Annotated in this window: 21 protein-coding genes; 10 read left to right on the forward strand and 11 right to left on the reverse strand. The window is 75.5% G+C overall.

Annotated elements, in window-relative coordinates:
• Positions 1 to 400 precede the first annotated feature (400 nt).
• Together AB0Q99_RS08965 and AB0Q99_RS08970 are read left to right on the forward strand one after the other, a co-directional pair.
• Positions 401 to 2,164 carry a carbohydrate-binding module family 20 domain-containing protein gene (locus AB0Q99_RS08965; RefSeq protein WP_363569646.1) on the forward strand — a complete coding sequence of 588 codons (1,764 nt, stop codon included), beginning with the start codon at positions 401 to 403 and terminating at the stop codon, positions 2,162 to 2,164.
• Between the two features lie 159 nt (positions 2,165 to 2,323).
• On the forward strand, positions 2,324 to 2,545 hold the full coding sequence (locus AB0Q99_RS08970) for a hypothetical protein (protein ID WP_363569647.1): 222 nt from the start codon (positions 2,324 to 2,326) through the stop codon (positions 2,543 to 2,545).
• A gap of 31 nt (positions 2,546 to 2,576) precedes the next feature.
• On the opposite strand, the gene AB0Q99_RS08975 is transcribed toward AB0Q99_RS08970, so the two are convergent.
• Complete coding sequence (locus tag AB0Q99_RS08975) at positions 2,577 to 3,320, reverse strand: SDR family oxidoreductase (protein WP_363569648.1); 744 nt, start codon at positions 3,318 to 3,320, stop codon at positions 2,577 to 2,579.
• 469 nt (positions 3,321 to 3,789) lie between these two features.
• On the opposite strand from AB0Q99_RS08975, the gene AB0Q99_RS08980 reads away from it, so the two are divergent.
• Entirely contained in the window at positions 3,790 to 4,839 is a 1,050-nt protein-coding gene (locus AB0Q99_RS08980; RefSeq protein WP_363569649.1) for an alpha/beta hydrolase-fold protein, read from the forward strand.
• Between the two features lie 105 nt (positions 4,840 to 4,944).
• Here AB0Q99_RS08980 and AB0Q99_RS08985 read toward each other — a convergent pair whose 3' ends face one another.
• Positions 4,945 to 5,874, reverse strand: coding sequence for a hypothetical protein (locus AB0Q99_RS08985; protein WP_363569650.1), 930 nt, complete (start codon positions 5,872 to 5,874; stop codon positions 4,945 to 4,947).
• Between the two features lie 150 nt (positions 5,875 to 6,024).
• A complete protein-coding gene (locus AB0Q99_RS08990; RefSeq protein WP_363569651.1) occupies positions 6,025 to 6,546 on the reverse strand; it encodes a SigE family RNA polymerase sigma factor in 522 nt (173 codons plus the stop codon).
• Between the two features lie 224 nt (positions 6,547 to 6,770).
• On the opposite strand from AB0Q99_RS08990, the gene AB0Q99_RS08995 reads away from it, so the two are divergent.
• The 3 genes from AB0Q99_RS08995 (at position 6,771) to AB0Q99_RS09005 (ending at position 9,375) form a co-directional block, all read left to right on the forward strand.
• Positions 6,771 to 7,601, forward strand: coding sequence for a hemerythrin domain-containing protein (locus tag AB0Q99_RS08995; RefSeq protein WP_363569652.1), 831 nt, complete (start codon positions 6,771 to 6,773; stop codon positions 7,599 to 7,601).
• A gap of 236 nt (positions 7,602 to 7,837) precedes the next feature.
• Positions 7,838 to 8,275 carry a hypothetical protein gene (locus tag AB0Q99_RS09000; protein ID WP_363569653.1) on the forward strand — a complete coding sequence of 146 codons (438 nt, stop codon included), beginning with the start codon at positions 7,838 to 7,840 and terminating at the stop codon, positions 8,273 to 8,275.
• Positions 8,276 to 8,412: 137 nt separating this feature from the next.
• The gene (locus tag AB0Q99_RS09005; RefSeq protein WP_363569654.1) at positions 8,413 to 9,375 is read left to right on the forward strand and encodes a DUF1152 domain-containing protein; all 963 of its coding nucleotides are present in this window, start codon (positions 8,413 to 8,415) and stop codon (positions 9,373 to 9,375) included.
• Between the two features lie 90 nt (positions 9,376 to 9,465).
• Here AB0Q99_RS09005 and AB0Q99_RS09010 read toward each other — a convergent pair whose 3' ends face one another.
• Together AB0Q99_RS09010 and AB0Q99_RS09015 are read right to left on the reverse strand one after the other, a co-directional pair.
• Entirely contained in the window at positions 9,466 to 10,011 is a 546-nt protein-coding gene (locus AB0Q99_RS09010; RefSeq protein ID WP_363569655.1) for a DUF1707 and FHA domain-containing protein, read from the reverse strand.
• A gap of 156 nt (positions 10,012 to 10,167) precedes the next feature.
• The gene (locus AB0Q99_RS09015; RefSeq protein ID WP_363569656.1) at positions 10,168 to 10,728 is read right to left on the reverse strand and encodes a DUF1697 domain-containing protein; all 561 of its coding nucleotides are present in this window, start codon (positions 10,726 to 10,728) and stop codon (positions 10,168 to 10,170) included.
• Positions 10,729 to 10,814: 86 nt separating this feature from the next.
• Between AB0Q99_RS09015 and AB0Q99_RS09020 the strand changes: the two genes are divergently transcribed.
• Positions 10,815 to 11,285, forward strand: coding sequence for a pyridoxamine 5'-phosphate oxidase family protein (locus AB0Q99_RS09020; protein WP_363569657.1), 471 nt, complete (start codon positions 10,815 to 10,817; stop codon positions 11,283 to 11,285).
• Positions 11,286 to 11,345: 60 nt separating this feature from the next.
• Here AB0Q99_RS09020 and AB0Q99_RS09025 read toward each other — a convergent pair whose 3' ends face one another.
• Positions 11,346 to 11,702, reverse strand: coding sequence for an arsenate reductase family protein (locus AB0Q99_RS09025; protein WP_363569658.1), 357 nt, complete (start codon positions 11,700 to 11,702; stop codon positions 11,346 to 11,348).
• Between the two features lie 176 nt (positions 11,703 to 11,878).
• Here AB0Q99_RS09025 and AB0Q99_RS09030 point away from each other — a divergent pair, with 176 nt between their 5' ends.
• Both AB0Q99_RS09030 and AB0Q99_RS09035 read left to right on the forward strand, forming a co-directional pair.
• Positions 11,879 to 13,096: a cytochrome P450 gene (locus tag AB0Q99_RS09030; RefSeq protein WP_363569659.1), complete on the forward strand. Its 1,218-nt coding sequence runs from the start codon at positions 11,879 to 11,881 to the stop codon at positions 13,094 to 13,096.
• A gap of 203 nt (positions 13,097 to 13,299) precedes the next feature.
• On the forward strand, positions 13,300 to 14,397 hold the full coding sequence (locus AB0Q99_RS09035; RefSeq protein WP_363569660.1) for a PP2C family protein-serine/threonine phosphatase: 1,098 nt from the start codon (positions 13,300 to 13,302) through the stop codon (positions 14,395 to 14,397).
• Between the two features lie 75 nt (positions 14,398 to 14,472).
• On the opposite strand, the gene AB0Q99_RS09040 is transcribed toward AB0Q99_RS09035, so the two are convergent.
• Positions 14,473 to 17,481: an AAA family ATPase gene (locus tag AB0Q99_RS09040; RefSeq protein ID WP_363570028.1), complete on the reverse strand. Its 3,009-nt coding sequence runs from the start codon at positions 17,479 to 17,481 to the stop codon at positions 14,473 to 14,475.
• Positions 17,482 to 17,755: 274 nt separating this feature from the next.
• On the opposite strand from AB0Q99_RS09040, the gene AB0Q99_RS09045 reads away from it, so the two are divergent.
• On the forward strand, positions 17,756 to 18,562 hold the full coding sequence (locus AB0Q99_RS09045) for a helix-turn-helix transcriptional regulator (protein ID WP_363569661.1): 807 nt from the start codon (positions 17,756 to 17,758) through the stop codon (positions 18,560 to 18,562).
• Positions 18,563 to 18,672: 110 nt separating this feature from the next.
• On the opposite strand, the gene AB0Q99_RS09050 is transcribed toward AB0Q99_RS09045, so the two are convergent.
• Genes AB0Q99_RS09050 through AB0Q99_RS09065 form a run of 4 tightly spaced genes read right to left on the reverse strand, consistent with a single transcriptional unit; the run spans position 18,673 to position 22,980 of the window.
• The gene (locus AB0Q99_RS09050) at positions 18,673 to 19,431 is read right to left on the reverse strand and encodes an ABC transporter permease (protein ID WP_363569662.1); all 759 of its coding nucleotides are present in this window, start codon (positions 19,429 to 19,431) and stop codon (positions 18,673 to 18,675) included.
• Complete coding sequence (locus AB0Q99_RS09055) at positions 19,428 to 20,402, reverse strand: ABC transporter ATP-binding protein (protein WP_363569663.1); 975 nt, start codon at positions 20,400 to 20,402, stop codon at positions 19,428 to 19,430. Before AB0Q99_RS09055 ends, AB0Q99_RS09050 begins: the two co-directional genes overlap by 4 nt.
• Complete coding sequence (locus AB0Q99_RS09060; RefSeq protein WP_363569664.1) at positions 20,399 to 21,424, reverse strand: thiopeptide-type bacteriocin biosynthesis protein; 1,026 nt, start codon at positions 21,422 to 21,424, stop codon at positions 20,399 to 20,401. Before AB0Q99_RS09060 ends, AB0Q99_RS09055 begins: the two co-directional genes overlap by 4 nt.
• On the reverse strand, positions 21,421 to 22,980 hold the full coding sequence (locus AB0Q99_RS09065; protein ID WP_363569665.1) for a hypothetical protein: 1,560 nt from the start codon (positions 22,978 to 22,980) through the stop codon (positions 21,421 to 21,423). The genes AB0Q99_RS09060 and AB0Q99_RS09065 overlap by 4 nt, the downstream gene beginning before the upstream one ends.
• Positions 22,981 to 22,989: the final 9 nt, after the last annotated feature.

Below are 22,989 nucleotides of genomic sequence, written 5' to 3' on the forward strand. Positions count from 1 at the left end.
CGGGCCAGACGGTCACCGTGAAGTTCACCGGCACCGAGGACTCCTCGCTGCAGACGAGCTTCGTGATCGACGACACCTCCGTCCAGACCGGCTGAGCCCGGGCCGGCTCCCGCTGAGGGACCGGTGAACCAGGACAGGTGAGGGGCCCGGCGGCTACGGCTGCCGGGCCCTTGTCGTGCTGAGCCCTTGTCGTGCCGGGCCCTTGTCGTGCCGGGCCCCGCTCCGGCGAGGCGGGAACGGTGGGGTGGGAACGGCGATGCAGAAACGTATCTGCGCAGGGTCTTGACGGTCTCTCCGGGTGACCCTAGGTTCAGCGCTGCAAGTTTCCGGCAAGTTACAGAAACTTCCTGCAGGCTTCATTCCCTGGCTGCCCCACCCCAGCCACCCCCCAGGAGACGACGTGGTCACCACCGCCCCCACCCTCCCCCGGCCTTCGGCCGGCGGGACCCCCAGGCGTGCCCGCACGGCCGGCGCTCTCGCCGCCTCGACGGCGCTCGCGCTCTCGCTCGGCACCACCCTCGGCGCCCCCGCCGCCCAGGCCGCCCCGCCCGCGAACAACGGCAAGGACGTCACCGCGACCCTCTTCGAGTGGCGCTTCGACTCCGTCGCCCAGGCCTGCACCTCGACGCTCGGCCCGAAGGGCTACGGCTTCGTCGAGGTCTCGCCGCCCCAGGAGCACATCCAGGGTCCGCAGTGGTGGACCTCCTACCAGCCGGTCAGCTACCGGATCGCCGGGCGGCTCGGTGACCGCACGTCCTTCAAGAACATGGTCGACACCTGCCACGCGGCCGGGGTCAAGGTGATCGCCGACGCGGTGGTCAACCACATGTCGGCCGGTTCCGGCACCGGCACCGGCGGCACCGCGTACAGCAAGTACACCTACCCGGGCACCTACCAGGACCAGGACTTCCACTCCTGCCGTCAGCCGATCAGCACCTACCAGGACCGCTCGAACGTCCAGAACTGCGAGCTGGTGAACCTCGCCGACCTGGACACCGGCAGCGCGTACGTCCAGAGCACCATCGCGCACTACCTGGACGACCTCGGTTCGCTCGGCGTGGACGGCTACCGGATCGACGCGGCCAAGCACATCGCCGCCGCCGACCTCGCCGCGATCAAGGCCAGGACGGCCAACCCCGGCGCCTACTGGGTCCAGGAGGTCATCTACGGCGCGGGCGAGCCGATCCAGCCCACCGAGTACACCGGCAACGGCGACGTGGACGAGTTCCGGGTCGGCACCGACCTCAAACGCGTCTTCGCGGGCGGCAAGCTCGCCGACCTCAACGGCTGGGGCGCCTCCTGGGGCTACCTGCCGAGCGGTCAGGCGCGCAGCTTCCTCGACAACTGGGACACCGAGCGCAACGGCTCCACCCTCAACTACACCTACGGCAACACCTACACGCTGGCCAACGTCTTCCTGCTGGCCTCCACGTACGGCTCGCCGAACATCTACTCCGGGTACGGCTTCACCAACAAGGACGACGGCCCGCCCAACGGCGGCACCGTCAACGCCTGCTACCAGGACGGCTGGAACTGCACCCACGCCTGGCGGCAGATCGCCAACATGGTCGGCTTCCGCAACGCCGTCGCGGGCACCGGGGTCACCGACTGGTGGTCCGACGGCAACAACGCGATCGCCTTCGGCCGCGGCAACAAGGGCTACGTCGCGCTGAACCACGAGAGCGGCGCGATCACCCGGACCTTCCAGACCGGGCTGCCGGCCGGCAGCTACTGCGACGTCCAGCACGGCGACCCGCAGCCGGGCGGCGGCTGCACCGGCCCGACCTACCAGGTCGGCGCGAACGGGCAGTTCACCGCGACGGTCGGCGCGGGCGACGCGGTCGCGCTGTACGTCCAGCCGGGGGCGAGCGTCTCCGGCGCCTCGTTCAACGTCAACGCGACCACCGTGTACGGCCAGGACGTCTACGTGGTCGGCGACGCCGCGGCGCTCGGCGGCTGGGACCCGGCGAAGGCGCTGCCGCTGTCCTCCGCCGGCTACCCGGTCTGGTCGCTCGCCCTCTCGCTGCCGGCCGGGACCTCCGTCCAGTACAAGTACCTCCGCAAGGACGCGAGCGGCGCGGTGACCTGGGAGTCCGGCGCCAACCGGACGGCCACCGTGCCGGCCGGCGGGGTCGTCACGCTGAACGACACCTGGCGGCCGTAGCCCGTCCCGGCCCACCTCGCCGTGATCGTGTCGCGTCCCCGTCGCGTCCCCGTCGCGTCCCCGGGAACCCCGTCAGCCTGGCCTGACGGGGTTCCCTCGTGCGGGTGGCCGTGCCGATTCAAACCTCGTCGGACGGACGGGCACTGGCACCATCGCGGCATGAGAACCACCCCCCTCGTCCTGGACCTCGAACTGTGCGGCGGCCGCTGGGACGGCCACCGCAAGCGCGTCAAGGCCGCCGCCCCGCCGCCCGCCCTGCGGATGGCGCTCCGCGCCGAGCTGCCCGCCGCCGAGAGCGGCGAGTACTGGCCCACCACCAGCGTCTACCGGCTGGACGAGGACGGCGGGGCGCTGCGCTACCGGCACTCGCACGACGAGTGACCGGCCGGGGACCGACCGGCCGGGGGTGGGGTCAGCCGCGCCCGATGTACGGCATGGCCGTCGCCATCACGGTGACGAACTGCACATTCGCCTCCGGCGGCAGCTCCGCCATGTGCCGCACGGTCCGGGCGACGTCGGCCACGTCCATGACCGGCTCGGGGGCGATCCGGCCGTCCGCCTGCCGGACGCCCGCGCCCATCGCCGCCGTCAGGTCCGTCGCCGCGTTGCCGATGTCGATCTGCCCGCAGGCGATCCGGTAGGGGCGGCCGTCCAGGGACAGCGACTTGGTCAGGCCGGTGACCGCGTGCTTGGTCGCGGTGTAGGCGATCGAGTGCGGGCGCGGGACGTGCGCGGCGATCGAGCCGTTGTTGACGATCCGGCCGCCCTGCGGGTCCTGGGCCTTCATCTGCCGGAACGCCGCCCGGGCGCAGAGGAAGGCACCGGTCAGGTTGAGGTCGACCACGGCCCGCCAGTCCTCGACCGCCAGCTCCTCCACCGGGACGGCCGGGCCGAAGCCGCCGGCGTTGTTGAACAGCAGGTCCACCCGGCCGTGGCGCTCGGCGGTCGCGGCGAACAGCGCGTCCACGGCGGCCGGGTCGGTGACGTCGGTCGGCACCACGTCGGCCGGGGCGCCGCAGAGCCGGGCGGTCTCGTGCAGCGGCCCGGGCCGCCGGCCGGCCAGCACGGGCAGCCAGCCGGCCGCGGCCAGCTCCACCGCCACGGCGCGGCCGACGCCGCTCCCGGCTCCGGTGACGACGGCGATCTGCTGGGGCATGGGGCTCTCCTCGGGGGTGGTGTCGCGGTGGTGCCGGTGCCGGTGCCGGTGTCGGTGTCAGTGGTGCTGCGGTGGTGCGGGTGCCGGTGGTGCCGTGGCTTGGTCGGTTCTTGGGCTTCGAGGAGATCGTTCCGGATCCGCAGGCCGACGTCACCGGTCGGAAGCACCCGAAATCCGGTGCCCGGACGGGGTCGTGGCGGTGACCCCCCGCCGCCCGGCCCCCGCCGTCCGGCGGGCGAGGTGAAGGGTTTTACCTGATCGCGAACAAACATTGGATTTCCGGTGGCCGACGCGCAACCGGGCCACCCCGGGCCACGTCATAAGATCGCAGGAAGGCGCGCCCCCGCGAGGGACGGCGGGCCACCGCTCCGGGGGCCGTACCAGCACCGTGTCCCCGGGTCTGTCCGGCCCCACCGGGGGGCCGCCGCCCGGTCAGACGGACCGGGCGCGACATGGTCGGAGAGTCCCCGTGCTTAGGCAGTCGTCCCGTTCCCGTGCCGTCCTGTCCGGCGCCGCCGTGCTCGCCCTGGCCGCCGCGCTCGCGGCCTGCGGCAGTTCCGGTGGTGGGAAGGGGGACAGCGCCACGTCGGGCGCCTCCCCGGCCGCGACCGGCGGTGCCGCGGGCACCCCGACGGCCGGCGGTTCGGCCACCCCGGACGGCGCGGCGCCCACGCCCGGCAAGGTGCTGATGCCGACCGGCCCGAACGCCAACCTCACCAAGGCCCGGGACACCGCGGCCGGACCGATCTTCCTGACCACCGTGACCGGCGCCAAGTCCGGCGTCTCCGGCAAGGTCTGGGTCTGGCTGCCGCCCGAGTACAACGACCCCAAGTTCGCCAAGACCGGCTTCCCGGTGCTCACCCTCTTCGCGGGCGGCCAGAGCAACGGCTACAACACCTGGACCGACAACCAGCTGCCGATCCAGGAGGAGAACGAGCGGCTGGTCAAGGAGGGCAAGGCCCACCCGTTCATCATGGTCATGCCGGTGCAGAACTTCAACGGCGACGAGAAGAACGCGCTGGACTGCTCCGACATCCCGGGCCAGCCCAAGATGGGCACCTGGATGGCCCAGGACATCCCGGACTTCGTCCGGGCCAACTTCCGCACCGTGCAGGGCCGCGACGGCTGGGGTGTGATGGGCGCCTCCACCGGCGGCTTCTGCAGCGCCAAGCTCGCCCTGCAGCACCCGGACGTCTACAAGGCCGCGGTGCCGATCGACGGCTACTTCATCCCGGACTCGGGCCTGTGGAAGGGCCACGACGCCGAGCGCGCGGCCAACAACCCCGACCTGCTGGTCGCCGAGGGCAAGGCCGACGTGAAGATGCTGGTCACCGCGGGCGGGGCCAACCCGTACGAGACCAAGGTGGTCAAGTCCTGGGTGGCCAAGGCCGCCGCGCCGGTGGGCATCACGTACTACGAGCAGCCCGGGGGCAAGCACCTGACCTCGGACTTCAAGAAGATGATCCCGGACACCCTGGAGTGGCTGAGCAAGAACCTGGCGGGGCCGGCGAACGACTGACGCCGGTCCGGGGCCGTACGGTCCGGTCCGGGCCGTCCGGAGCCGTCCGGGGCCGTGGGGGCGGCGCCCCCTGCGGCGGCCGGACCGCCCGGCGGCCGCGGGCGGTCAGGGGGTCGGCGACGGGGTGGAGGTCGCCGCCGGGCCGGAGGTCCCGGCGGGGCCGGTGATCGTGTCCCCCCAGCCGTCCCGGAGCGCCTGCAGGAACCCCGGCTGCCCGGCCAGGACCAGCAGCTGCGGCAGCGCCAGGGTCGGATCGTCCGGCCGCGGGTACGGCTGGGTCTCGGCCCGGACGAACAGCAGGGCGTACACCAGGCCGTCCGGGGCGACGACCCGGACCTCGGCCTCCTGGCCGCGCGCGGCGACCGACAGCGGGTGCAACGCCCAGACCACCGAGCCGTCCGGCAGCTTCGTGCCCACGCAGTCCTTGCCCTCCGGGCTCCTCGGGCCCCGGGTGCCCGAGCGCGGTCCGCACGGCGAGCCGGTGCCGCCGAGCGGTCCGGAGGGTCCCTCCAGGCGTCGGCTCACCCGGACCGTGCCGCCGTCCTTCCTGGTCAGCAGGAGGCTCTCCGGAGCGACGCCTCTGGCGACCGTCCAGATCTCCTCGGGCGGGTAGGCGCGCAGCAGGGCGAGCAGGCCCCGGCTGCCCTCCTGGGCCGTTCCGGTCGGGGTCGGGCCACCCGTCGCGTCGGCCGTTCCGCCGGCCGTCGGGGACGGCGCGGCCGAGGGCGAGGACGTCCCGGACGGGCTCGGCGCCGCGACCGGTACGCCGGGAGCGCCCGCCGCCGGGAGGAGCGCCCGGCCGGAGTCCTCCGCCGGGGTCCGCCCGCGGACCGCCCAGCCCGCCGTGGCCAGCAGGCCCACCGCGGTCGCGGTCGCGACCGTCGCCAGCAGGTGGCGCCGGCGGCGCAGCCGGGCGCCCGAGCGGCGGACCTCCGGCAGCAGTTCCGGGGGAGCGGCCGGCTCCGGCTGGTCCAGGACCGCGCGGAACAGCGCCCCCATGTCGTCGGCGTCGAACGCCGGATCGTCCCCGTTCAAACCCGCCTCCCTCTCGTCTCTCGTTCGTGCCGGGCGGCGGCCCGTGCCGCCCCGGTGTCCGGGTCCGGCGGGCTGCGCCCGGTTCGGTCCGTGCGTTCGGCCGGTCCCTGCTGCCCCCGCCGGTGCGTCCGGCCGGGCGTCCGCCCGGGCTCAGCTTGCCGCGATCTCCAGCAGCGAGTCGCCGAGGATCACGCGCAGTTGGGCCAGGCCCCGGCTGGTGTTGGACTTCACCGTGCCGGGGCTCTGCCGCAGGGCCGCCGCCGTCGCCTCGACCGACTGGTCCTCCCAGAACCGCAGCACCAGCGCCGCCCGGTAGGCCGGGCTGACCTGCGCCAGCGCGGCCAGCAGGGCCAGCCGGCGGGCCGGGTCGGCCGGGGCCGCGGCGCGCGGCCCGGTCGCCGGCGGCTCCGGGAGGTCCGGCGACGGCAGTTCGTGCGAGCGGCGCAGGCGCCGGGTGTCGATGTAGGTGCGGACCAGCGTGGTCCGGGCGTATCCGGCCGCGGACTCCGGATCGCGCAGGCGGTTCCAGCGCGCGTACAGCTTCACCAGTGTGGTCTGCGCCAGGTCCTCGGCGAGGTGCCAGTCGCCGCAGAGCAGGTAGCCGGTGCGGCGCAGCGCGGCGTACCGCCCCGAGACGAACTCGTCGAACGACTGCTCCTGCTCCGGTGACATGCGGCCTCGCTGTTCCCCTGGACTGCCCGGCGCGCCCGGTGCGCGCGCCCTCACCCGGTACCACGGGACGGTCGCCGGGGAGCGTTGCGTCCGCCGCGATAAACGCTCTGACCTGCGCGTCAATCGGACATTGATTCGCTCCTGATCGACTGCGGGCACCTTGGCTGGGGTGGTCCTCACCGGCCGCCACCACCCGTCCTGCCCCAAGCCGTGAAGAGAGTGCCATGCCGATCCACCTGCTGCCCCCGCCCGCCCCCGTCGTGCCCCCGCAGGGGCAGTCCGGCGCCGTCACCCGTGGCGCCGACGCGTGCGGGCGGACCGCGGACGACGACCCGGCCACCGTGCGGTTCGCCGGGCTGCGGCTGGTGCACGCCGCGCTGCGCCGCGACCTCGCCCGGCTGCCCAACGCGCTGCGGCTGCTCCAGCCCGACGAGGAGGACAAGGGGGAGGCGCTGCTGCGGCACTGGACCTTCCTGACCGCGATGCTGACCTGCCACCACGAGCAGCAGGACACCCGGATCTGGCCGATCGTGCGCCGCTTCGCGCCCGAGCTGCGGCTGCTGCTCAACTGGCTGGAGGCCGACCACCACAACCTCGACCACTCGTTCACCCGGGTCACCACGCTGGTCCGGATCGCCAGCCGGGACACCGGCAGCGCCTGGCCGGTCGCGTACGCGATGGAGGACCTGGCGGCCCGGCTGGAGACCCACCTGCGGATCGAGGAGCGCCAGTTGCTGCCCCGGATGGACCGGGTGGTCGCCGACGGATCCCGGCTCGGCGGCCTCGGTGAGCTGCTGGACCTGCTGCGCGTGGCGGACGGCCCCGGTACGGCGGACGCGCTGGCCTGGCTGCTGGACGGCGTCGAGCCCGCCGTGGTGGAGCGGCTGCTGGCCGAGTGCGACGACGATGTCGCCCGCAACTGGCCGCACTGGCAGGCCACGTACCAGCGCTGCACCGCGCCGCTGTGGGGGCCGGGCGACGGCGCGGCGGGCGGCGGGGGGAACCGCCTCGGGGGCGGCTTCGGCGGCGACGACCTGGGGAGCATCACCGACTGACCGCGGGCGTTTTCGCGGGCCGTCGATCTACGCGCGTGGCATGTGCCTCCGGCATCTGCGGGAGGCGTACCGGAGGCGTGGCGAACGGCCGGTCCGTCGGACAACTCCCTTGTGAACCTAGGGGATTCGACCCATCGTCCTCGGGTTCGACCGCCCGGCCGATCCGGGCCGCACCAGGGCAGTCCTCCCGTCGACGGTCGATGGCGGGGCATGCCCTGCTCACTACCGTTCGAGGCATGACCACGCCGAGCAGCACTGCCCAGGCCCACCGCGCCCGCTTCCGCACCGGCCCCCCGGCCCGCTTCCGGACCCGCTTCCGGACCCGCTTCCGGTTCGGCTCGACGATCCTCGCCGCCGGTGCCGTCCTGACGCTCGGCGCCGGACTGACCGCCTGTGAGGGCGGCGTGGCGCAATGCCTCGACGGCCACCAGTGCACCGTCGGCATCAGGACCGACGGCGCGGACGCCTCCACGACCGTCAGGGTCTTCGGCGGCGACAGCCCGCTGACGATGACGGTCGGTCACATCACCGACAGGTACGCCGAGGTGACCATCGGCGACACCGGGAAGACGGTCGACAAGGAGTCCGAGACCGCCGTCGGCAACGTCAAGGTCACCGTCCGCAAGGCGGACGAGGACGAGCACTTCGCCGAGATCCACGTCGAGCGCGGCTGACCCCCTTCCCCGGCGCCCACCCGTCGCCCTCGGCCCTTCCCGGCGCAGCCCCCGGATGCCTGTTCCCGCACGGCGGTCGAGCCACGTCGGCGGAGCGGACCCGGTCCGCTCGGTCCGCCCGGTGCTACCGTCCGCCGGTGACCTCACTGCTGCAACCCCCGCTGATCACCCGGCTGCTGGCCGCCGAGAGCATCCTGATCGCCGGAGCCGGCGGCGGATTCGACGTGTACGCCGGGCTGCCGATCGCCCTCGCCCTGCGCGCCGCGGGCAAGGAGGTGCACCTGGCCAACTTCTCCTTCACCCACCTCTACGGCCTGCCGCTGGAGGTGTGGGCGGATCCCGACGTGGCCGAGATCCGGCCGGACACCCCGGGCCCCGAGGGCTACTTCCCGGAGCGCACGCTGGCCCGCTGGCTGCACCGGCACGGGATGCCCGACACCGTGTGGGCCTTCCCGTCGGTGGGCGTGCAGCCGCTGCGCGACGGCTACCGCGCCCTCGTCGCCCGGCTGGGCATCGACGCCGTCCTGCTGGTGGACGGCGGCACCGACATCCTGATGCGCGGCGACGAAGCCGGACTCGGCACCCCCGAGGAGGACATGGCCAGCCTGGCGGCGGTGGCCGGGCTCACCGAGGTGTCCGAGCGGCTGGTCGCCTGCCTGGGCTTCGGCATCGACGCCTTCCACGGTGTCAACCACACGCTGGTGCTGGAGAACCTCGCCGCGCTGGACCGGGCCGGCGGCTACCTCGGCGCCTTCTCCATCCCGCGCGACAGCCGGGAGGGGGCGCTCTACCTGGACGCCGTCGAGCACGCCCGGGCCGCCTTCCCCGAGCACCCGAGCATCGTCAACGGCTCGGTGGCGGCGGCCCTGCGCGGCGAGTTCGGCGACGTCCGGTTCACCGACCGGACCAAGGGCAGCGACCTGTTCGTCAATCCGCTGATGGCGATCTACTTCGGGGTCACCGTCGAGGCGTTGGCCGCCGAACACCGCTACCTGGACCGGCTGGAGCGGACCGTGGTGACCCGCCAGATCGCCACCACCATCGCGGAGTTCCAGGACGAGCTGCCCCGGCAGCGGCCGCCCCGGCAGTTCCCGCACTGACCGGACGGGAAAGGCGGGGGCCGGGCGTCCGCCGGGCGTTCGTGCGGCGGCGGCTCAGCGGGTGACCCAGCGGGTGGCTCAGCGGGTGGCTCAAGGGGTGGCGAGCCGGAACTCCAGGTTCCCGAAGCGCACCTGGTCGCCCGGCCGGACCCGGACGCCGCCCGCGATCCGGCGCCCGTTGACGTGCGTGCCGTTGGTCGAGCCGAGGTCGTACAGCACCCAACCGCCGTCCTCCTGCCGGAGTTCGGCGTGCCGCCGGGAGACCGAGGCGTCGTGCAGCCGCAGCCCCGAGCCGGGGATCCGGCCGATCGTCAGCAGTGCCGCACCGGCCTGCGGCAGGCTCAGCCCGGGCAGCCGCTCGGTGCGCCAGGCCCGGTTCAGCCGGTCGCCGAAGCCGGAGACCCGGCCGACCGTGCGCAGGACGAACCGTTCGACCGGCCCACCGGTCGGCAGCCCGTCGACCGCCGCGTCCAACTCGCCGCGGCTGGTGGCCCGCAGGACGATGTCCATCCGACCGAGGAAGGTGTCGTGCGAGAGCCGCCCGCTGCCCGCGCCGTCCTTCAACACCCCGAGCGCCTGGTCCCGTTCGGCGTCGGAGGGCCGGACCCTGCCGGTCGGGAGCTCAGGTGTCGTCATGGCCGAATTGTCGGCTCGGCCGGCTCGGGCTGTCCAGATCACGCCGGGTGCGGGCGCGTGGTTCGTACGTCACGGCAGTCCAGACGTCCCCTCCGGCCACGCGGTTCCGCGTCGTTCCGCGTGGGTTCGCTCGGTTCCCGCAGGCCGTCCGGGCCGTCAGGCCTTGCGGGCGGCGGCCAGGATCTTCTCGGTGGTGTGCAGGAACCGGGAGGTGACCGAACCCCGGTAGGCCTTGCCGAACAGGTCCTTGCCGACCCACTTGCCGTCCCGCAGGTGGATCACGACGTAAGCGGCCCCCGGACCGGCGCCGAGCACCTCGACGTCGCCCTTCGGCGAGCGGTGCGGACGGGCGAGCTCGGCGGGCAGCGGCTCGGAGAGGAAGGCGACCAGCAGTCGGACGTCCGGGGTCACCTCGACGCCCCGGAACGGCTCGGCGGCGAGCAGGTCGGCGACCTCGTCCACCGTCCGCAGCATCACCGGCACCGGGTACCCGAGCGCCTGCTCCAGGTGCGCCTCGATCCGCCCGGTCAGCGCGGCGCGCTCGGGCCGGCCGGCGGGCCCGTCGGTGGTGAAGAAGACGTTGCCGCTCTGGATGTACGAGCGGACGCCCGTCAGCCCCAGCTCGGCGAAGAGCGCCCGCAACCGCTCCATCCTGACCGTCCGGCCGCCGACGTTGATGGCCCGCAGGAACGCGATGTACGTGGTCGTGGTGGTCACCCCGCCAGTGTGGCACCGACCTCTGACACCGGTCGTGCGGCGTCGTGCGGACGGCGCTCGTCAGTGCCCGGTGCCAGACTGGCGCCATGGCTACCTGGCAGGATTTCGAGCAGCAGGCTCCCGAGCTGGCACCCCTGGTACGGGCCCGGTTCGAGGCCGACAAGCACCACGTCCTGGCGACGCTGCGCAAGGACGGTTCGCCCCGGGTCAGCGGGACGGAGGTGGAGTTCGTCGGCGACGACCTGTGGATCGGGTCGATGTACGGCGCGGTCAAGGCGCGCGACCTCCAGCGCGACGCCCGCTTCGCCCTGCACGCGCACCCGGGGGACGAGACCATGGCCGGCGGGGACTCCAAGGTCGCCGGCCGGGCCTTCGAGATCACCGACGAGGCCGAACTCGCCGCGTTCGCCGCCGATCTGCCCGAGCCGCCGCCCACCCCGTTCCACGCCTTCCGGCTGGAGCTGGACCAGGTGGTGCACACCGCCGTCGAGGGCGAGCACCTGCTGGTCCGCAACTGGCACCCCGGCCTTCCGGTGGAGACGATCCGGGTGCACTGACGGCCGGCCTCACCGGGCGCCCGACCGGCCGACCGGTGGAGTCGGCCGGTCGGGCGGGGCCTACGGCAGGACGGACCTGAGGGCCTCGGGGGTGCGGGCCACGACGGCGTGCCCGTCGTCCGAGGTGATGATCGGGCGCTGGATCAGGATCGGGTGCTCGGCCATCGCCGCGATCCAGCGGGCCCGCTCGCCCGCCTCCCGGGGCCAGCCCTTCATCCCCAGGTCCTTCGCGGCCTGCTCGTCGATGCGGGTGATGTCCCACGGCTCCAGGCCCAGACGCTCCAGCACCTGCTCCAGCTCGGCCGCGGTCGGCGGGTCCTCCAGGTAGCGCCGCACGGTGTACTCGACGCCGGCGGCGGTCAGCCCGCCGAGCGCGGCCCGGCACTTGCCGCAGCGCGGGTTGATCCAGATCTCCATGCCGGCCAGCCTACCGAGCCGGTCCCGCCCGGCCCCGAACCCGCCTCGGCCCGCACCGGTCCGCACCGGTCGGCAGGTCGGCCGGGACCGCCCGTCCCGCGCGGGAACTCCGGCGCGCCCGCCGGTGGTTCACGAACCAGGACGGGCGATTCCGTCATCCGGGAGGGGAGAACCGCATGGACGGCGCGACGATCATCGAGCTGCTGACGGAGACCGCCGTGAAGGCCGACCCGTACCCGCTCTACGCGAAGGCACGCGAGCTGGGCCCGGTGGCTCCGGCCGGAGGCGGGGTGTTCGTGGTCAGCGGCTACGCGGCGGTCAACCGGGTGCTGCGCACGCCCGCCTTCGGCGTCGCCACCGCCGACATGATGGCGGGCCTGACCCCGGAGTTCCTCGCGCACCCCTCGATCGCCCTCTTCGGCCGCTCGATCCTGCAGCGCAACGCCCCCGACCAGCCCCGGGTCCGCTCGCTGATCGCCTCGGTGTTCACCGCCCGCCGGGTCGCCGCGCTGCGCCCCGCCGTGGAGGCGTCGGTGGCCCGGCTGCTGGACGGGATGGCCGAGCGGGGCGCCGACGGCTCGCCGGTGGACTTCATGGACGCCTTCGCCTACCGGCTGCCGGTCGGCGTGATCTGCGAGCTGCTCGGCGTGCCCGAGCGGGACCGCCACCGCTTCCGCGGCCTCGCCTCCGACCTGACCGCCGTCCTGGAGCTCAGCGGGGACCTCGGCGAACTGACCGAGGCCGACCGGGCGGCGGACGAGCTGTCCGGGTACTTCACCGAGCTGGCCGCCGAGCGGCTGGCCCGCCCGCAGGACGACCTGGTCAGCGACCTGGCCCGGGTCGCCGCCGAGGACAGCGGGCGGCTCTCCGCCGAGGAGCTGCTGGCCAACCTGGTGCTGCTGCTGGTGGCCGGCTTCGAGACCACCACCAACCTGCTCGGCAACGGCCTCGCCCTGCTGTTCCGCCACCCCGGGGCGGCCGCCGGGCTGCGCAACGGCGCGGTCACCCCGGCCGGCTTCGCCGACGAGGTGCTGCGCTTCGACTCCCCGGTGCAGGTCACCGGGCGGGTCGCGCTGGCGGAGGGCCTGGCCGTCGACGGGCTGCCCGTCCCGTTCGGCAGCCAGGTGACCCTGCTGATCGGTGCGGCCAACCGCGACCCGGCCCGGTACCAGCGCCCCGACGACTTCGACCCGACCCGCACCGACAGCCAGCCGCTCAGCTTCGGCGGCGGCCAGCACTTCTGCCTGGGCTCCCAGCTGGCCCGGCTGGAGGCGGAGGTCGCCGTGCCCGCCCTGCTCGACCGCTTCCCGCGGCTCGCCCCCGGCGGCGTCGCCACCCGGCGGGACCGGCTGGTCCTGCGCGGGTACGAGACCCTGCCGGTGACCGTGCGCTGACCTCGCTGACCCGTCCGGGGCGGGTCGGTCCGGTCTCGGGGCCGGGTCCGTCCGGTCCTTCGGAGGACGGTCCGGCGGGCGGTTCGGAGGACGGGACGTTCGGCCGTTCGTGACGGGGCCGTTCGTGGGAGAGCATGGAGGGGCGAAACCGGTCGTTCCGGGCCGATCCGCCCCGGAGCGGCCGCCGGTCAGGAGGTCCCGCCGTGCCCACAGCGCCCCGCCCGTCGCGCCCCGCCGCGCTGGAGCCCCGGGTGCCGCGCTGGGTCCTGTGGCTCCCGCTCGTGCTGCTGGCGCTGGACCTGATCGCGGAGGCCGTCGTCCCGGACGCCGTCGCCGCCGGCTTCCTGCTGACCGCGCTGCCCGTGGTGGCCGCGTTCAGCTACGGCCCGGTGCTGACCGCCACCACCACCGTCGGCTCCCTGGCCCTCCAGCTGGTCCTGGCCCTGCGCGCCGGCCACATCAACGAGCAGCACCACGTCTGGGTCTACATCGCCACCCTGCTCTCCGGGGTGATGGGCACCGCCCTGTCCTGGCAGCGCACCCGGCAGAACCGCAACCTGCTGCAGGCCAGGACCGTCGCCGAGACCCTGCAGCGGACGGTGCTGCGGCCGGTGCCCGAGCGGGCCGGCGGACTGCGGGTGGCCGGCGTCTACCGCTCGGCCCAGGCCGAGGTGCTGGTCGGCGGCGACCTGTACGAGGTGTGCGACACCCGCTTCGGCGTGCGGGTGCTGCTCGGCGACGTCCGCGGCAAGGGCCTCGGCGCGGTCCGGACCGTCGCCGACGTGCTCGGCGCGTTCCGGGCGGCCGCGTACGACACCCCGGGGCTGGTCGAGCTCGCCGACCAGCTGGACCGGGCGGTCCTGCGTGACGCCGCCGACCGCGGCGACGACGAGCTGTTCGCCACGGCCGTCCTGCTGCAGTACCGGCCGGGCTCCGACTGCGTGGAGATCGTCAACCGCGGCCACACCACCCCGCTGCTGCTGACCGGGCGCGGGATATCCCCGGTGCCCTGCGCGGACGAGCTGCCGCTGGGCCTCGGCCACCTCGGGCCCGTCGAGGAGCGCGGCAAGCCGATCGCCGTCGCCCTGCCCCCGGGCCACACCGTGGTGCTCTACACCGACGGCGTCAGCGAGGCCCGGGACGCCGACGGCGCGTTCTACCCGCTGGCGGCGCGCCTCGCGGCCCTCGGCACCACCGCGCCGGACCGGCTGGTCGCGTTCCTGGCCGAGGACGTCCACCAGTACGCCGGCCTGCTCGCCGACGACCTCGCCGTCCTCGCCCTCACCCCGGACGTCCCGTAGTCCGGACGTCCCGTAGTCCGGACGTCCCGTAGCCCGGACGCGCCTTGGCCGGGGTGTCCCGTGGCCCGGGCCGGTTCAGTCGGCCCGGCGGCTGTGTTCCAGGTTCAGCGCCGCCGCCAGCGCGGTGCGGGAGGCGACCCCGAGCTTCCGGTAGACCTTGGCCAGGTGGCTCTCCACGGTGCGCGGGCTGAGGAACAGGTCGGTCGCGATGTCCCGGGTCCGGGAGCCGGTGCGGACCAGTTCGGCGATCTGCCGCTCCCGGGTGGTGAGCGACTTGAGGATCTCGTCCACGGCGGAGGCGGCGCGGTCCTCCGCGGCCTCCTGCCGGACGGCCCCGACCCGCTCGCGGACCCGTTCCGCCCCGGTCTCGGCCGCCAGCGCGGCGGCCCGGCGCAGCCAGTGCTCGGCGTCGGCGGACCGGCCCAGGGCGTGGTGGAGCGGCGCGCCCAGCGCCAGCGTCCAGGCCTGCTGCACCCGGAACCCGGCGGCCCGCATCCGGTCGGCCGCGCGGGTGAACAGGAGCAGCGCCTCGGCGTGGTCGCCCCGGGCGGCCAGCAGCTCGGCGCGGGCCCGCTCCGCGAAGCCGAGCTGGGAGCCGATGGCGGTCCGCTCGGCCTCGACCAGCGCCCGGTCCGACCAGCGGGCCGCGGCGGGCAGGTCGCCGTCGCCCACGGCCGCGGCGGAGAGCGTGGCGAGCGCCCCGGGCAGCAGCACGGTGCCGATCCGGGAGAGGTCCTCGCCGCCGCCGTACTCCACGACCGTGCGACGGCACTCGGCGAACCGGCCGGCCGCGAGCAGGGTCTGGGACAGCACCATGGCGGCGCTGCAGTGCCACCAGGTGCGCGGGTACTCCCCGGCCCGGACGGCCAGGGTGGCGAGGTCGACGGCGAGGTCGGCGTCCCGGACGCCGTGCTGCCACTGCGCCGCCCCCGCCTCCAGGGCCAGCGCCAGGCCGAGCAGGTCCCGGTTGTCCAGCGTGCGGGCCGCGGCGGCGGCCTCCCGCGCCGCCGTCGCCGCCGCGACGAGGCTGCCGGTCCACAGCAGCCGGAAGCCCTCGCCGAGGACGAGGTGCGGCAGCAGGTGGCTCTGCCCGGAACGGCGGGCCAGGTCGAGCCCGCGCCGGAGGTGGCGGGCGGCGTCGGCGGGACGGTCGGTGAGCACCTCGGCCCAGCCGAGCTGGGCGAGCACCTCGACGTGCGGCACGAGGTCGGCGTCGGAGAGCCCGTCGACCAGGGCCGCGCCGCGGTCGAGCGAGCGCAGGGCGCCGCGGCCGTCGCCGGTCTGGGCGCGGCCGAGGCCGTCGAGGGCGCGCAGCGCGGCCTCGGTCGGGTGGTCGCCCAGCCGTCGGGCCTCCTCGGCGGCGGTGTCGATCCGGGCCGCGGCGGCCGGGTAGTCGCCGCTCAGCAGTGCGACGGTGCCGTACTCGTGCAGGAACTCGGCGTCGTCGGGCACGGCGGTCGGCCCCGGACCGGACGGCTCGGGACCGGACGGCCCCGGGCCGGACAGCTCGGCGATCAGGGCGGCGGCCTCCGCGTACCGGCCGAGCAGGCGCTCGGTGCGGGCGGTGAGGGTGACGCCCTCGGTGCGCAGCGCGCCGGGCTGCCGGGGGATCCGGCGCAGGGCGTCGTGCAGCAGCGCGCGGGCCTCGGGGAGCCGGCCGCAGGCGGTGAGGGCGCGGGCGCGCAGCAGCACCAGGCGCAGCCGCTGCTCGCGGGTGGACGGCCAGTCGGGCAGGCCCCGGTCGGCGGCCTCCAGCCAGCCGAGGACGCGTCGCGGCGTGTGGTGGAGGTACTCGGCGGCGGCCTGTTCGAGGAGGCGGACGGCGTCGTCGTCGGGGCCGCCGAGGCAGAGCGCGGCGTGCCGGGCGCGGTTGGCCAGCGGGCCGCCGGCCCGGGTGAGGCCGTCGAGGGCGCGGCGGTGGGCGCCGAGCCGCCAGACGGGTTCGGTGTGCTCGTGGACGATCCGGGCGAGCAGCGGGTGGCGCAGCTCGAAGAGCCCGGTGTCGGGGACGGGCCGCAGCAGGTCGCGGCGGACCAGGTCGGCGGTGGCGTGCCGGACCGGGTCGGGCCGGAGTCCGGCGACCAGGCCGAGGGTCTCCAGGCCGGTGCGGTCGCCGATCACGGCGGCGGCGTCGAGGACCAGGCGGGCGGAGCGGTCCAGCCCGGCGATCTCGCCGAGCAGGCCGCTGGTGATCGGTTCGGGCGGCCGGTCGGCGTGTTGGCCCGGGTGCAGCGGGTCGGTGTGCCGGGCGGCGGCGGCCAGGGCCAGCAGCAGGAGCGGGTTGCCGCCGCTCTGCCGGTGCAGCCGGTCCGCGTCGGCGTCGGTGGGCGCGGGGGTGTGGGCGGCGGTGAGCAGGTCGGCGCAGGCGCAGCGGTCGAGCGGGGCGAGCGGCAGCCGGACGACGGTCCCGGCGGTGGCGCCGTCGGCGAGCGCGCCGAGCAGCCGCAGCGGCGACTGGCGCGGCCGGTGGGCGAGCAGCAGGACGAAGGGCGCGGCGACCGGGTGCCGGATCAGGTAGTCGGTGAGTGCGGCGGAGGCGGGGTCGGCCCAGTGCATGTCGTCCAGGACGAGCACGGTGGGCTGCAGCCGGGCCGTCCGGTAGAGCAGTCGCCGTACCGCGCCGTACTGCTGGGCCCGGCCGTCGGGCTGTCCGTGGGGTTCGGGCCGCTCGTGGGGCGCGGTCGGGTGCGGGGTCGCGCCGGCCGGGGGCGCCGGCCGGCCGTCGGCCGGGTCGAGGTGGCCCGGCCCGAGCGCGGCCGCGAGTAACCGTCCTTCGCCGGCCGGGAGGTGCCGGTCGGTGCGGTCGAGGCGCCCGCTCAGCGCGTCCTGGTAGACGTGCAGGGGGACGGCCGACTCGGCTTCCGCGGCGCGCCCGGAGAGCACCCGGATCCCCCGGCGGGCCGCGCGCGAGACGAACTCGGCGATCAGCCGGGTCTTGCCGATGCCCGGGTCTCCCGGGACCTCGACGACCTGCCCGCGGACGGTGAGGCGGTCGAGCACGTCGTCCCACCGCCGGACCTCGATGCGCCGTCCGACCAGTCCGGTCGGTGCCGGTCGCCGTTCGGATTCCCACTTCCCGCTCAGCTCGCACCCCGCCTCAACACCCGCCGGTCATCGGCGGAGGCTGCCCCCGATCGGGACCGACCATACGGGGCGACACCGTTTCTGCGTAAGACCGTTTCAGTACTTCTACGGATACCCAGCGATCTTGGACGCGCATAGATTCCGGATCCGCGGATACTTCCGACCGCTCGTCAAGACCTTTCGCCTATGGGTCGATCCGATCTCCACCGCTTCACCACCGCACGCTACGAGCGGGGTCGGACAGCAGGCCTCACCGAGCCAAGGGGCAGAGCCAGTGACGTACGGATACCGTGAAGCCACCAGCTGGCAGCACGCGTTGGACACGACGATGGACCAACTGGCGGGACTGCTCCCGCTCCTGCAGGTCCTGCGGCAGGAACCGGCCGCGGCGCCGCCGGGCGGTGAGGGCCGGGGCGGCGTCGGCACGGTCGTCGAGGTGGCCGGGACGGAGGCGGTGCGCGGACTGCTGGGCAGCCTGGCCGCGCACGCCCGCTCCCAGGTCTCCTGGCTGAGCTCGATCGGGCAGGCCCCGGAGGAGTTCTTCCCGCTGCTGGCCAGATCCGCCGGCCTGCTCGCGCCGGGCGTGGGGTTACTGGCGGTGCTGGACCAGGGGCCCGGGGCGTCCCCCGCCGCCGGGCGGATCTTCCGGCTGTGCGACTCCGGTGGCGCGCGGGTGCGGGTCTCCGGGTCCCGGGTGCGGGACCTCCTGCTGGTCGACGGCGACGCGGTGGTCCTGCCGGACCGCACGCCCGGCGGGGAACTGCGGGTGACGGTCAGCCGGGATCCGGTGACCGTCGGGCTGGCGCAGCAGCTCTTCGAGGCGGTGTGGGTCCGGGCAGCCCCACCCCGCCGGGAGCCGGGCGCCGAGCCGTCGCCGCTGGTCGAGGACCGGGTGAAGCGCGAGATCCTGGCGCTGCTCGCGGCGGGCGCCAAGGACGAGCAGATCGCCCGGCGGACCGGCCTCTCGCTGCGGACCTGTCGCCGGCACGTGGCCGCGATCCTCCAGGAGCTGGGCGCGGTCAGCCGGTTCCAGGCGGGCGTGCAGGCGGTCGGGCTGGGGCTGGTCCGGCCGGAGTGCTGACCGGCCGGGGTGGCTGACCGGCCGGGCCGGGCCGCGGGAAGGAGCGGAAGGGCCCGACGGCCGCGGGGCGGTGTCCCGTGGCCGTCGGGCCCTTCAGGGTCCGGCGCGGATCAGGCCCGGACGGTGTCCCGGCGGTGCAGCCAGGCCGCTCCGACGGTGAACGCCGCCGTCCACAGCACGGCGTTGGCCACCGCGCCGAGCGACACCTCCCCGGTCAGCGGGGCGCGGGCCAGCTGCCCGACGCCGTACAGCGGGGTCAGGGCGGCGACCGTCCGCACGCCGTCCGGGAGCAGCGGCAGGGGGACGAACAGGCCGCCGAGCAGCGCGAGCAGGGCCAGCGCCGGGCCGACGAACTGCATCACGTTCTCCGACGGCAGCAGGTAGCCGACGAACAGTCCGAGCGCGGCGAAGGCGGCCGACCCGAGCCAGCCGATCAGCCCGGACAGCAGCCACACCCGCAGCGGCATCCGCACGCCGGAGGCGGCGCCGAGCAGGTACTGCACCACCACCGCCAGCAGCGCGATCGCCATGGCGGTGACCACCTTGACCGCGACGTACGCGATCGGCAGCAGCGGGGTGAGCCGCAGCTGACGGGTCCAGCCGACGCCGCGCTCCAGGGCGACCCCCGCCCCGCAGGAGGTGGCGGCGAGCATCGCCGCGTAGACGCCCATGTTGATCACGGTGAGCGGCAGCACGGCGATCCGGCCGGCCTGCCGCCCGCCGTTGGGCAGGCCGAAGCTGAGCAGGAACAGGGCGGGCATGGCCACGGTGAACAGGACGGTCCGGCGGTTGCGCAGGACGCGGCGGATCTCCAGGCGGACGGCGACCGGGTTCAGGCCGCCGAGGCGGGGCAGCGCGGGGGCGGTCATGAGGCGCTCCCGGCCGGCACGGCCTCCGCTGCGGCCGAGGCACCCGCTGCGGCGGAGGCGGCCGTGGCGGTGGAGCCGGTGAGGGCGAGGAAGGCGGTCTCCAGGCTCTGGCCGCTGATCTCCACGTCCCGGGCGGCCGTGGCGGTGAGCAGGTGCCGGGCCAGCGCGTCCGAGTCACGGGTGGTCACCAGCAGGGTGGGTCCGCGCAGTTCGGCGGACTCCACGCCGCGGAAGGCCCGCAGCGCCGCCAGATCGGCAGCGGGGTGGTGGGCGCGCACCAGACGGCCCGAGGCGAGGTTCTTCAGGGCGCCGGCCGGGCCGTCGGCGATCACCCGGCCGTGCGCCACCAGCACGATCCGGTCGGCGAACCGGTCCGCCTCGTCGAGGTAGTGGGTGGCGAACAGCACCGAACGGCCGGCGTCGGCGTCACGGCGGACGGCGGACCAGAACTCGTGGCGGCCCTCGACGTCCAGTCCGGCGGTCGGCTCGTCCAGCACGAGCAGCCGCGGCCGGGCGAGCAGGGCGAGCGCGAAGCGCAGCCGCTGCTGCTGGCCGCCGGAGCAGTCGCCGACCCGCCGGTCGGCCAGCGCGGTCAGGCCGGCCCGCTCCAGCACCCGGGCGGGCGGCGGAGCCTGCGGGTGGAGCGAGGCGATGAACTCGACGGTCTCGGCGACCGTGAAGTCGCGCAGCAGCCCGCCGCTCTGCAGCACGGCGGCCACCTCGCCGCGCCGGACGGCGGCGACCGGGCTCCGCCCGCACACCCGGACGGTGCCGGAGTCCGGCCGGTTGAGGCCCAGCACCAGGTCGATGGTGGTCGACTTGCCCGCCCCGTTCGGGCCGAGGAAGGCGACCATCTCGCCCGGACCGACCCGCAGCGACAGGCCGTCGACGGCGGTCACCTGGCCGAACGCCTTGCGGACGTCGGTCAGTTCGAGTACGGGCGGGTCGTCCGGGGCGGTCCCGAGGGTCACACTGCCGTCCTTTCGGCGAGGAGGTGGAGCAGGACGGCGGCGAGGAAGCCCTCGCGTCCGCCGCCGACCCCGAGCCGGTTCTGGGTCATGTGGAGGTGCGAGCCGAGGATCCGGGCGGCGCGGGCGGTGCCGTGCCGTTCGGTCCAGACCGGTACGGCGGCCCGTAGCCGGTCCGTCCAGGGTGACCACCGGCTGGGCGCGCCCTCCAGGACGGCCCGCAGCGCGTCGGCGGCCGGCCGGAGGCGTTCGGCCTGGGTGGCGGCGGCCCGCTCGAAGCGCTCGGCGGCGAGGTCGGCGGTGCCCCGGTCTTCGGTGGCGGGGTCGGCGGTGGCCCGGCGTTCGGTGGCCCGGTCTTCGGCGCCCGGGGTGCCGGCCGAGGCCGCCCAGGCCTGCCAGGAGTTCCGTACGGCGCGCAGCAGTTCGGCGCGGTCGCCGGGCCAGGTGCCGATGCCGGCCGCCATCGCCTCGACCCCGTCGGTGAGGTTGCGGCCGTGGCCGGCTCGGGCGCGGCAGGCGCGCAGCGCGACGACGCTGGAGGCGTGGAAGAGCTCCTCGCCGGCCGTCATGAACTCCTCGCCGCCGTAGCGCCGGTACTCCGGCTCGTACCGGGCCGGGTGGACGCCGTCCGCCCGCAGCGGCTCGATCGCCATCGGCCCGTCCGCCTCGCCGCGCCGGGCGATCGGGGCGGCGGTGGCCCGGTAGGCCTCGGGCGTGAACCGCTGCCCGTCCGGGACGGCGGAGCAGACGGCCGCCGTCCGGTCGGCGAGCGAGCCGGTCACCCACGTGGCCTGACGTTCCGTCAAGCCTGATATGCGCAACCGCAGATGGGGGCCGCCCTGCCAGTAGCGGAGGAAGAACCAGGGGCGGGGCGGCAGTCGGTGTTCCGCGTCCTCGTCCAGGAGCTGTCGGACGGTCGGGGCGGCGGCGGTGAGCAGCAGGTCCTCCAGGGCCTGCGGGTCGGGCGAGGCCACGTGCAGGTGCCAGCTGCGCCAGCCGCGGGCGTCGGGCACGGGGACGCTCATGACCGCAGGTCCAGGCTGGGGGCGGGGTGGCGGGCGGTGCCGCAGACCGTCATGAACACGGGGATGTCCTTTCGCTGGAGGCCGAACAGCGGCTGCACGTGGTGCTCGTCGAAGGAGCGGGCCGGGCGGGCGGCCAGACCGTGGGCGGAGGCGGCCAGGCACAGCCCGTGCATCGCCCAGCCCAGGCCGAGGTGGAGCAGGGCGAACGCGGCCGGGCCGTGGTCGGCCAGCAGGGCGTCCAGGTCGACCGAGAACAGCCAGGCGGAGGAGGCGTGCCGCACCCCGTTGTCGGTGTTGGGCGACGGCTGCTGGCCGAAGCCGGTCTGCAGCGCCGCCGGCAGCCGGGGCGCGGCCCGCCGCAGGACCACCCGGCCGTCCTCGACGGCGTACAGGCCCGTCGGGAGGCCGGCGACGCCGTCCAGCGCCACGGTGAGCCGCAGCCGGGCGACGACCTCGGCGAGCAGCGGGTGCGGCGGCGGTGTGAGCGTCCAGTCGAGCAGGTCCCGCAGTGCCTCGGCGGGGACCTCGGACGGCCGGAAGGCGAAGCCGTACCGCTGGTCGGGCATCCGGCCGGACGAGCGCCGCCACAGCACCTCGGCCCAGGTCGTGCCGGTGGCGGCGGACCGCGCGGGGCGCGTGAGGCGTGCCGGGCGCGCGGGAGCCGGGCGGGGCGGGGCGGCGGGCAGGCCGAGCCGTTCGGCGCTGACCGCCGCGGCCTCGGCCGTCCACGGGTCGTCCCGGTGCAGCAGCGCGTCCTGTTCGGCGGGGACGGCCGTGCCGGCGTCGGGCAGCGGGACGGAGGGCAGCGGGGTGAACGGGAGCGAGGCCGCGGGGGAGTCGGCGGCGCCGAGCCGGACCGGTACCGGGGCCGACCAGCGGCCCGCCCCGGCCGACCGGACCAGCGCGGCCCCGGCCGCGCAGGCGGCGCCGGACAGGTCGACGGCGGCCGGCACCCCGAACAGCTCGGCGGCCAGGCACAGCGCCCGCAGGTTGAAGCCGAGTTCGGTCTCGCACACCGCCCAGGTGAGCCGTCCGTACGCGGCGGGCAGGTCCTGGTAGCGGGCGGCCAGCACGACCGTGGTGCCCCCGGCCGCGTCGGCGGTCGGGTCCGCGCCCGGGGCCGGGAGGTCCGGGGCCGGGTCCGGGACGTCCAGGTCGACCAGGGCGTGCCGGTGCAGGTCGAGGTAGCGCGCGGGGCCCGCCCCGGCGAGGAACGCGTGCACCGGGAACCGGGCCCGGCCGGACGCGGCGACCCGGTGGTCGTTGTGCCGGTTGCCGGGCTCGCGCCGCTGCAGCCCGAAGGCGGTGAGCAGCAGGTGCCCGAGCGGGTCGTACCCGGGCCCGGGCGTGGTGGGCGGTGGCGTGCCCGGGTACGGGGTGCCGGCCAGCAGGGCGTGGGTGCCGAGCGGCAGCGGCCGCCCGTGCAGCGTCCGGGCGTGCGGCGGCGGCACGTTGGTGGTGGTCGGCTCGGCGTCGTCGACCAGGCGGCGCTCGCCCAGGCGGTGCCGGCCCACCCCCTGGAGGTAGGCGAAGCGCCGGATGTCGGTGGTGGTCATCGGGGTGTC

It is taken from the genome of Kitasatospora sp. NPDC086791, from assembly GCF_040685975.1.
In the GTDB taxonomy this organism is placed as follows: Bacteria; Actinomycetota; Actinomycetes; order Streptomycetales; family Streptomycetaceae; genus Kitasatospora.

Excerpts from the sequence above, each read along its gene's own strand:
- AB0Q99_RS08970 (WP_363569647.1), top strand. The coding sequence starts at position 2,324 with ATGAGAACCACCCCCCTCGTCCTGGACCTCGAACTGTGCGGCGGCCGC.
- AB0Q99_RS08975 (WP_363569648.1), bottom strand. The coding sequence starts at position 3,320 with ATGCCCCAGCAGATCGCCGTCGTCACCGGAGCCGGGAGCGGCGTCGGC.
- AB0Q99_RS08990 (WP_363569651.1), bottom strand. The coding sequence starts at position 6,546 with ATGTCACCGGAGCAGGAGCAGTCGTTCGACGAGTTCGTCTCGGGGCGG.
- AB0Q99_RS08995 (WP_363569652.1), top strand. The coding sequence starts at position 6,771 with ATGCCGATCCACCTGCTGCCCCCGCCCGCCCCCGTCGTGCCCCCGCAG.
- AB0Q99_RS09000 (WP_363569653.1), top strand. The coding sequence starts at position 7,838 with ATGACCACGCCGAGCAGCACTGCCCAGGCCCACCGCGCCCGCTTCCGC.
- AB0Q99_RS09010 (WP_363569655.1), bottom strand. The coding sequence starts at position 10,011 with ATGACGACACCTGAGCTCCCGACCGGCAGGGTCCGGCCCTCCGACGCC.
- AB0Q99_RS09020 (WP_363569657.1), top strand. The coding sequence starts at position 10,815 with ATGGCTACCTGGCAGGATTTCGAGCAGCAGGCTCCCGAGCTGGCACCC.
- AB0Q99_RS09025 (WP_363569658.1), bottom strand. The coding sequence starts at position 11,702 with ATGGAGATCTGGATCAACCCGCGCTGCGGCAAGTGCCGGGCCGCGCTC.
- AB0Q99_RS09030 (WP_363569659.1), top strand. The coding sequence starts at position 11,879 with ATGGACGGCGCGACGATCATCGAGCTGCTGACGGAGACCGCCGTGAAG.
- AB0Q99_RS09050 (WP_363569662.1), bottom strand. The coding sequence starts at position 19,431 with ATGACCGCCCCCGCGCTGCCCCGCCTCGGCGGCCTGAACCCGGTCGCC.
- AB0Q99_RS09060 (WP_363569664.1), bottom strand. The coding sequence starts at position 21,424 with ATGAGCGTCCCCGTGCCCGACGCCCGCGGCTGGCGCAGCTGGCACCTG.
- AB0Q99_RS09065 (WP_363569665.1), bottom strand. The coding sequence starts at position 22,980 with ATGACCACCACCGACATCCGGCGCTTCGCCTACCTCCAGGGGGTGGGC.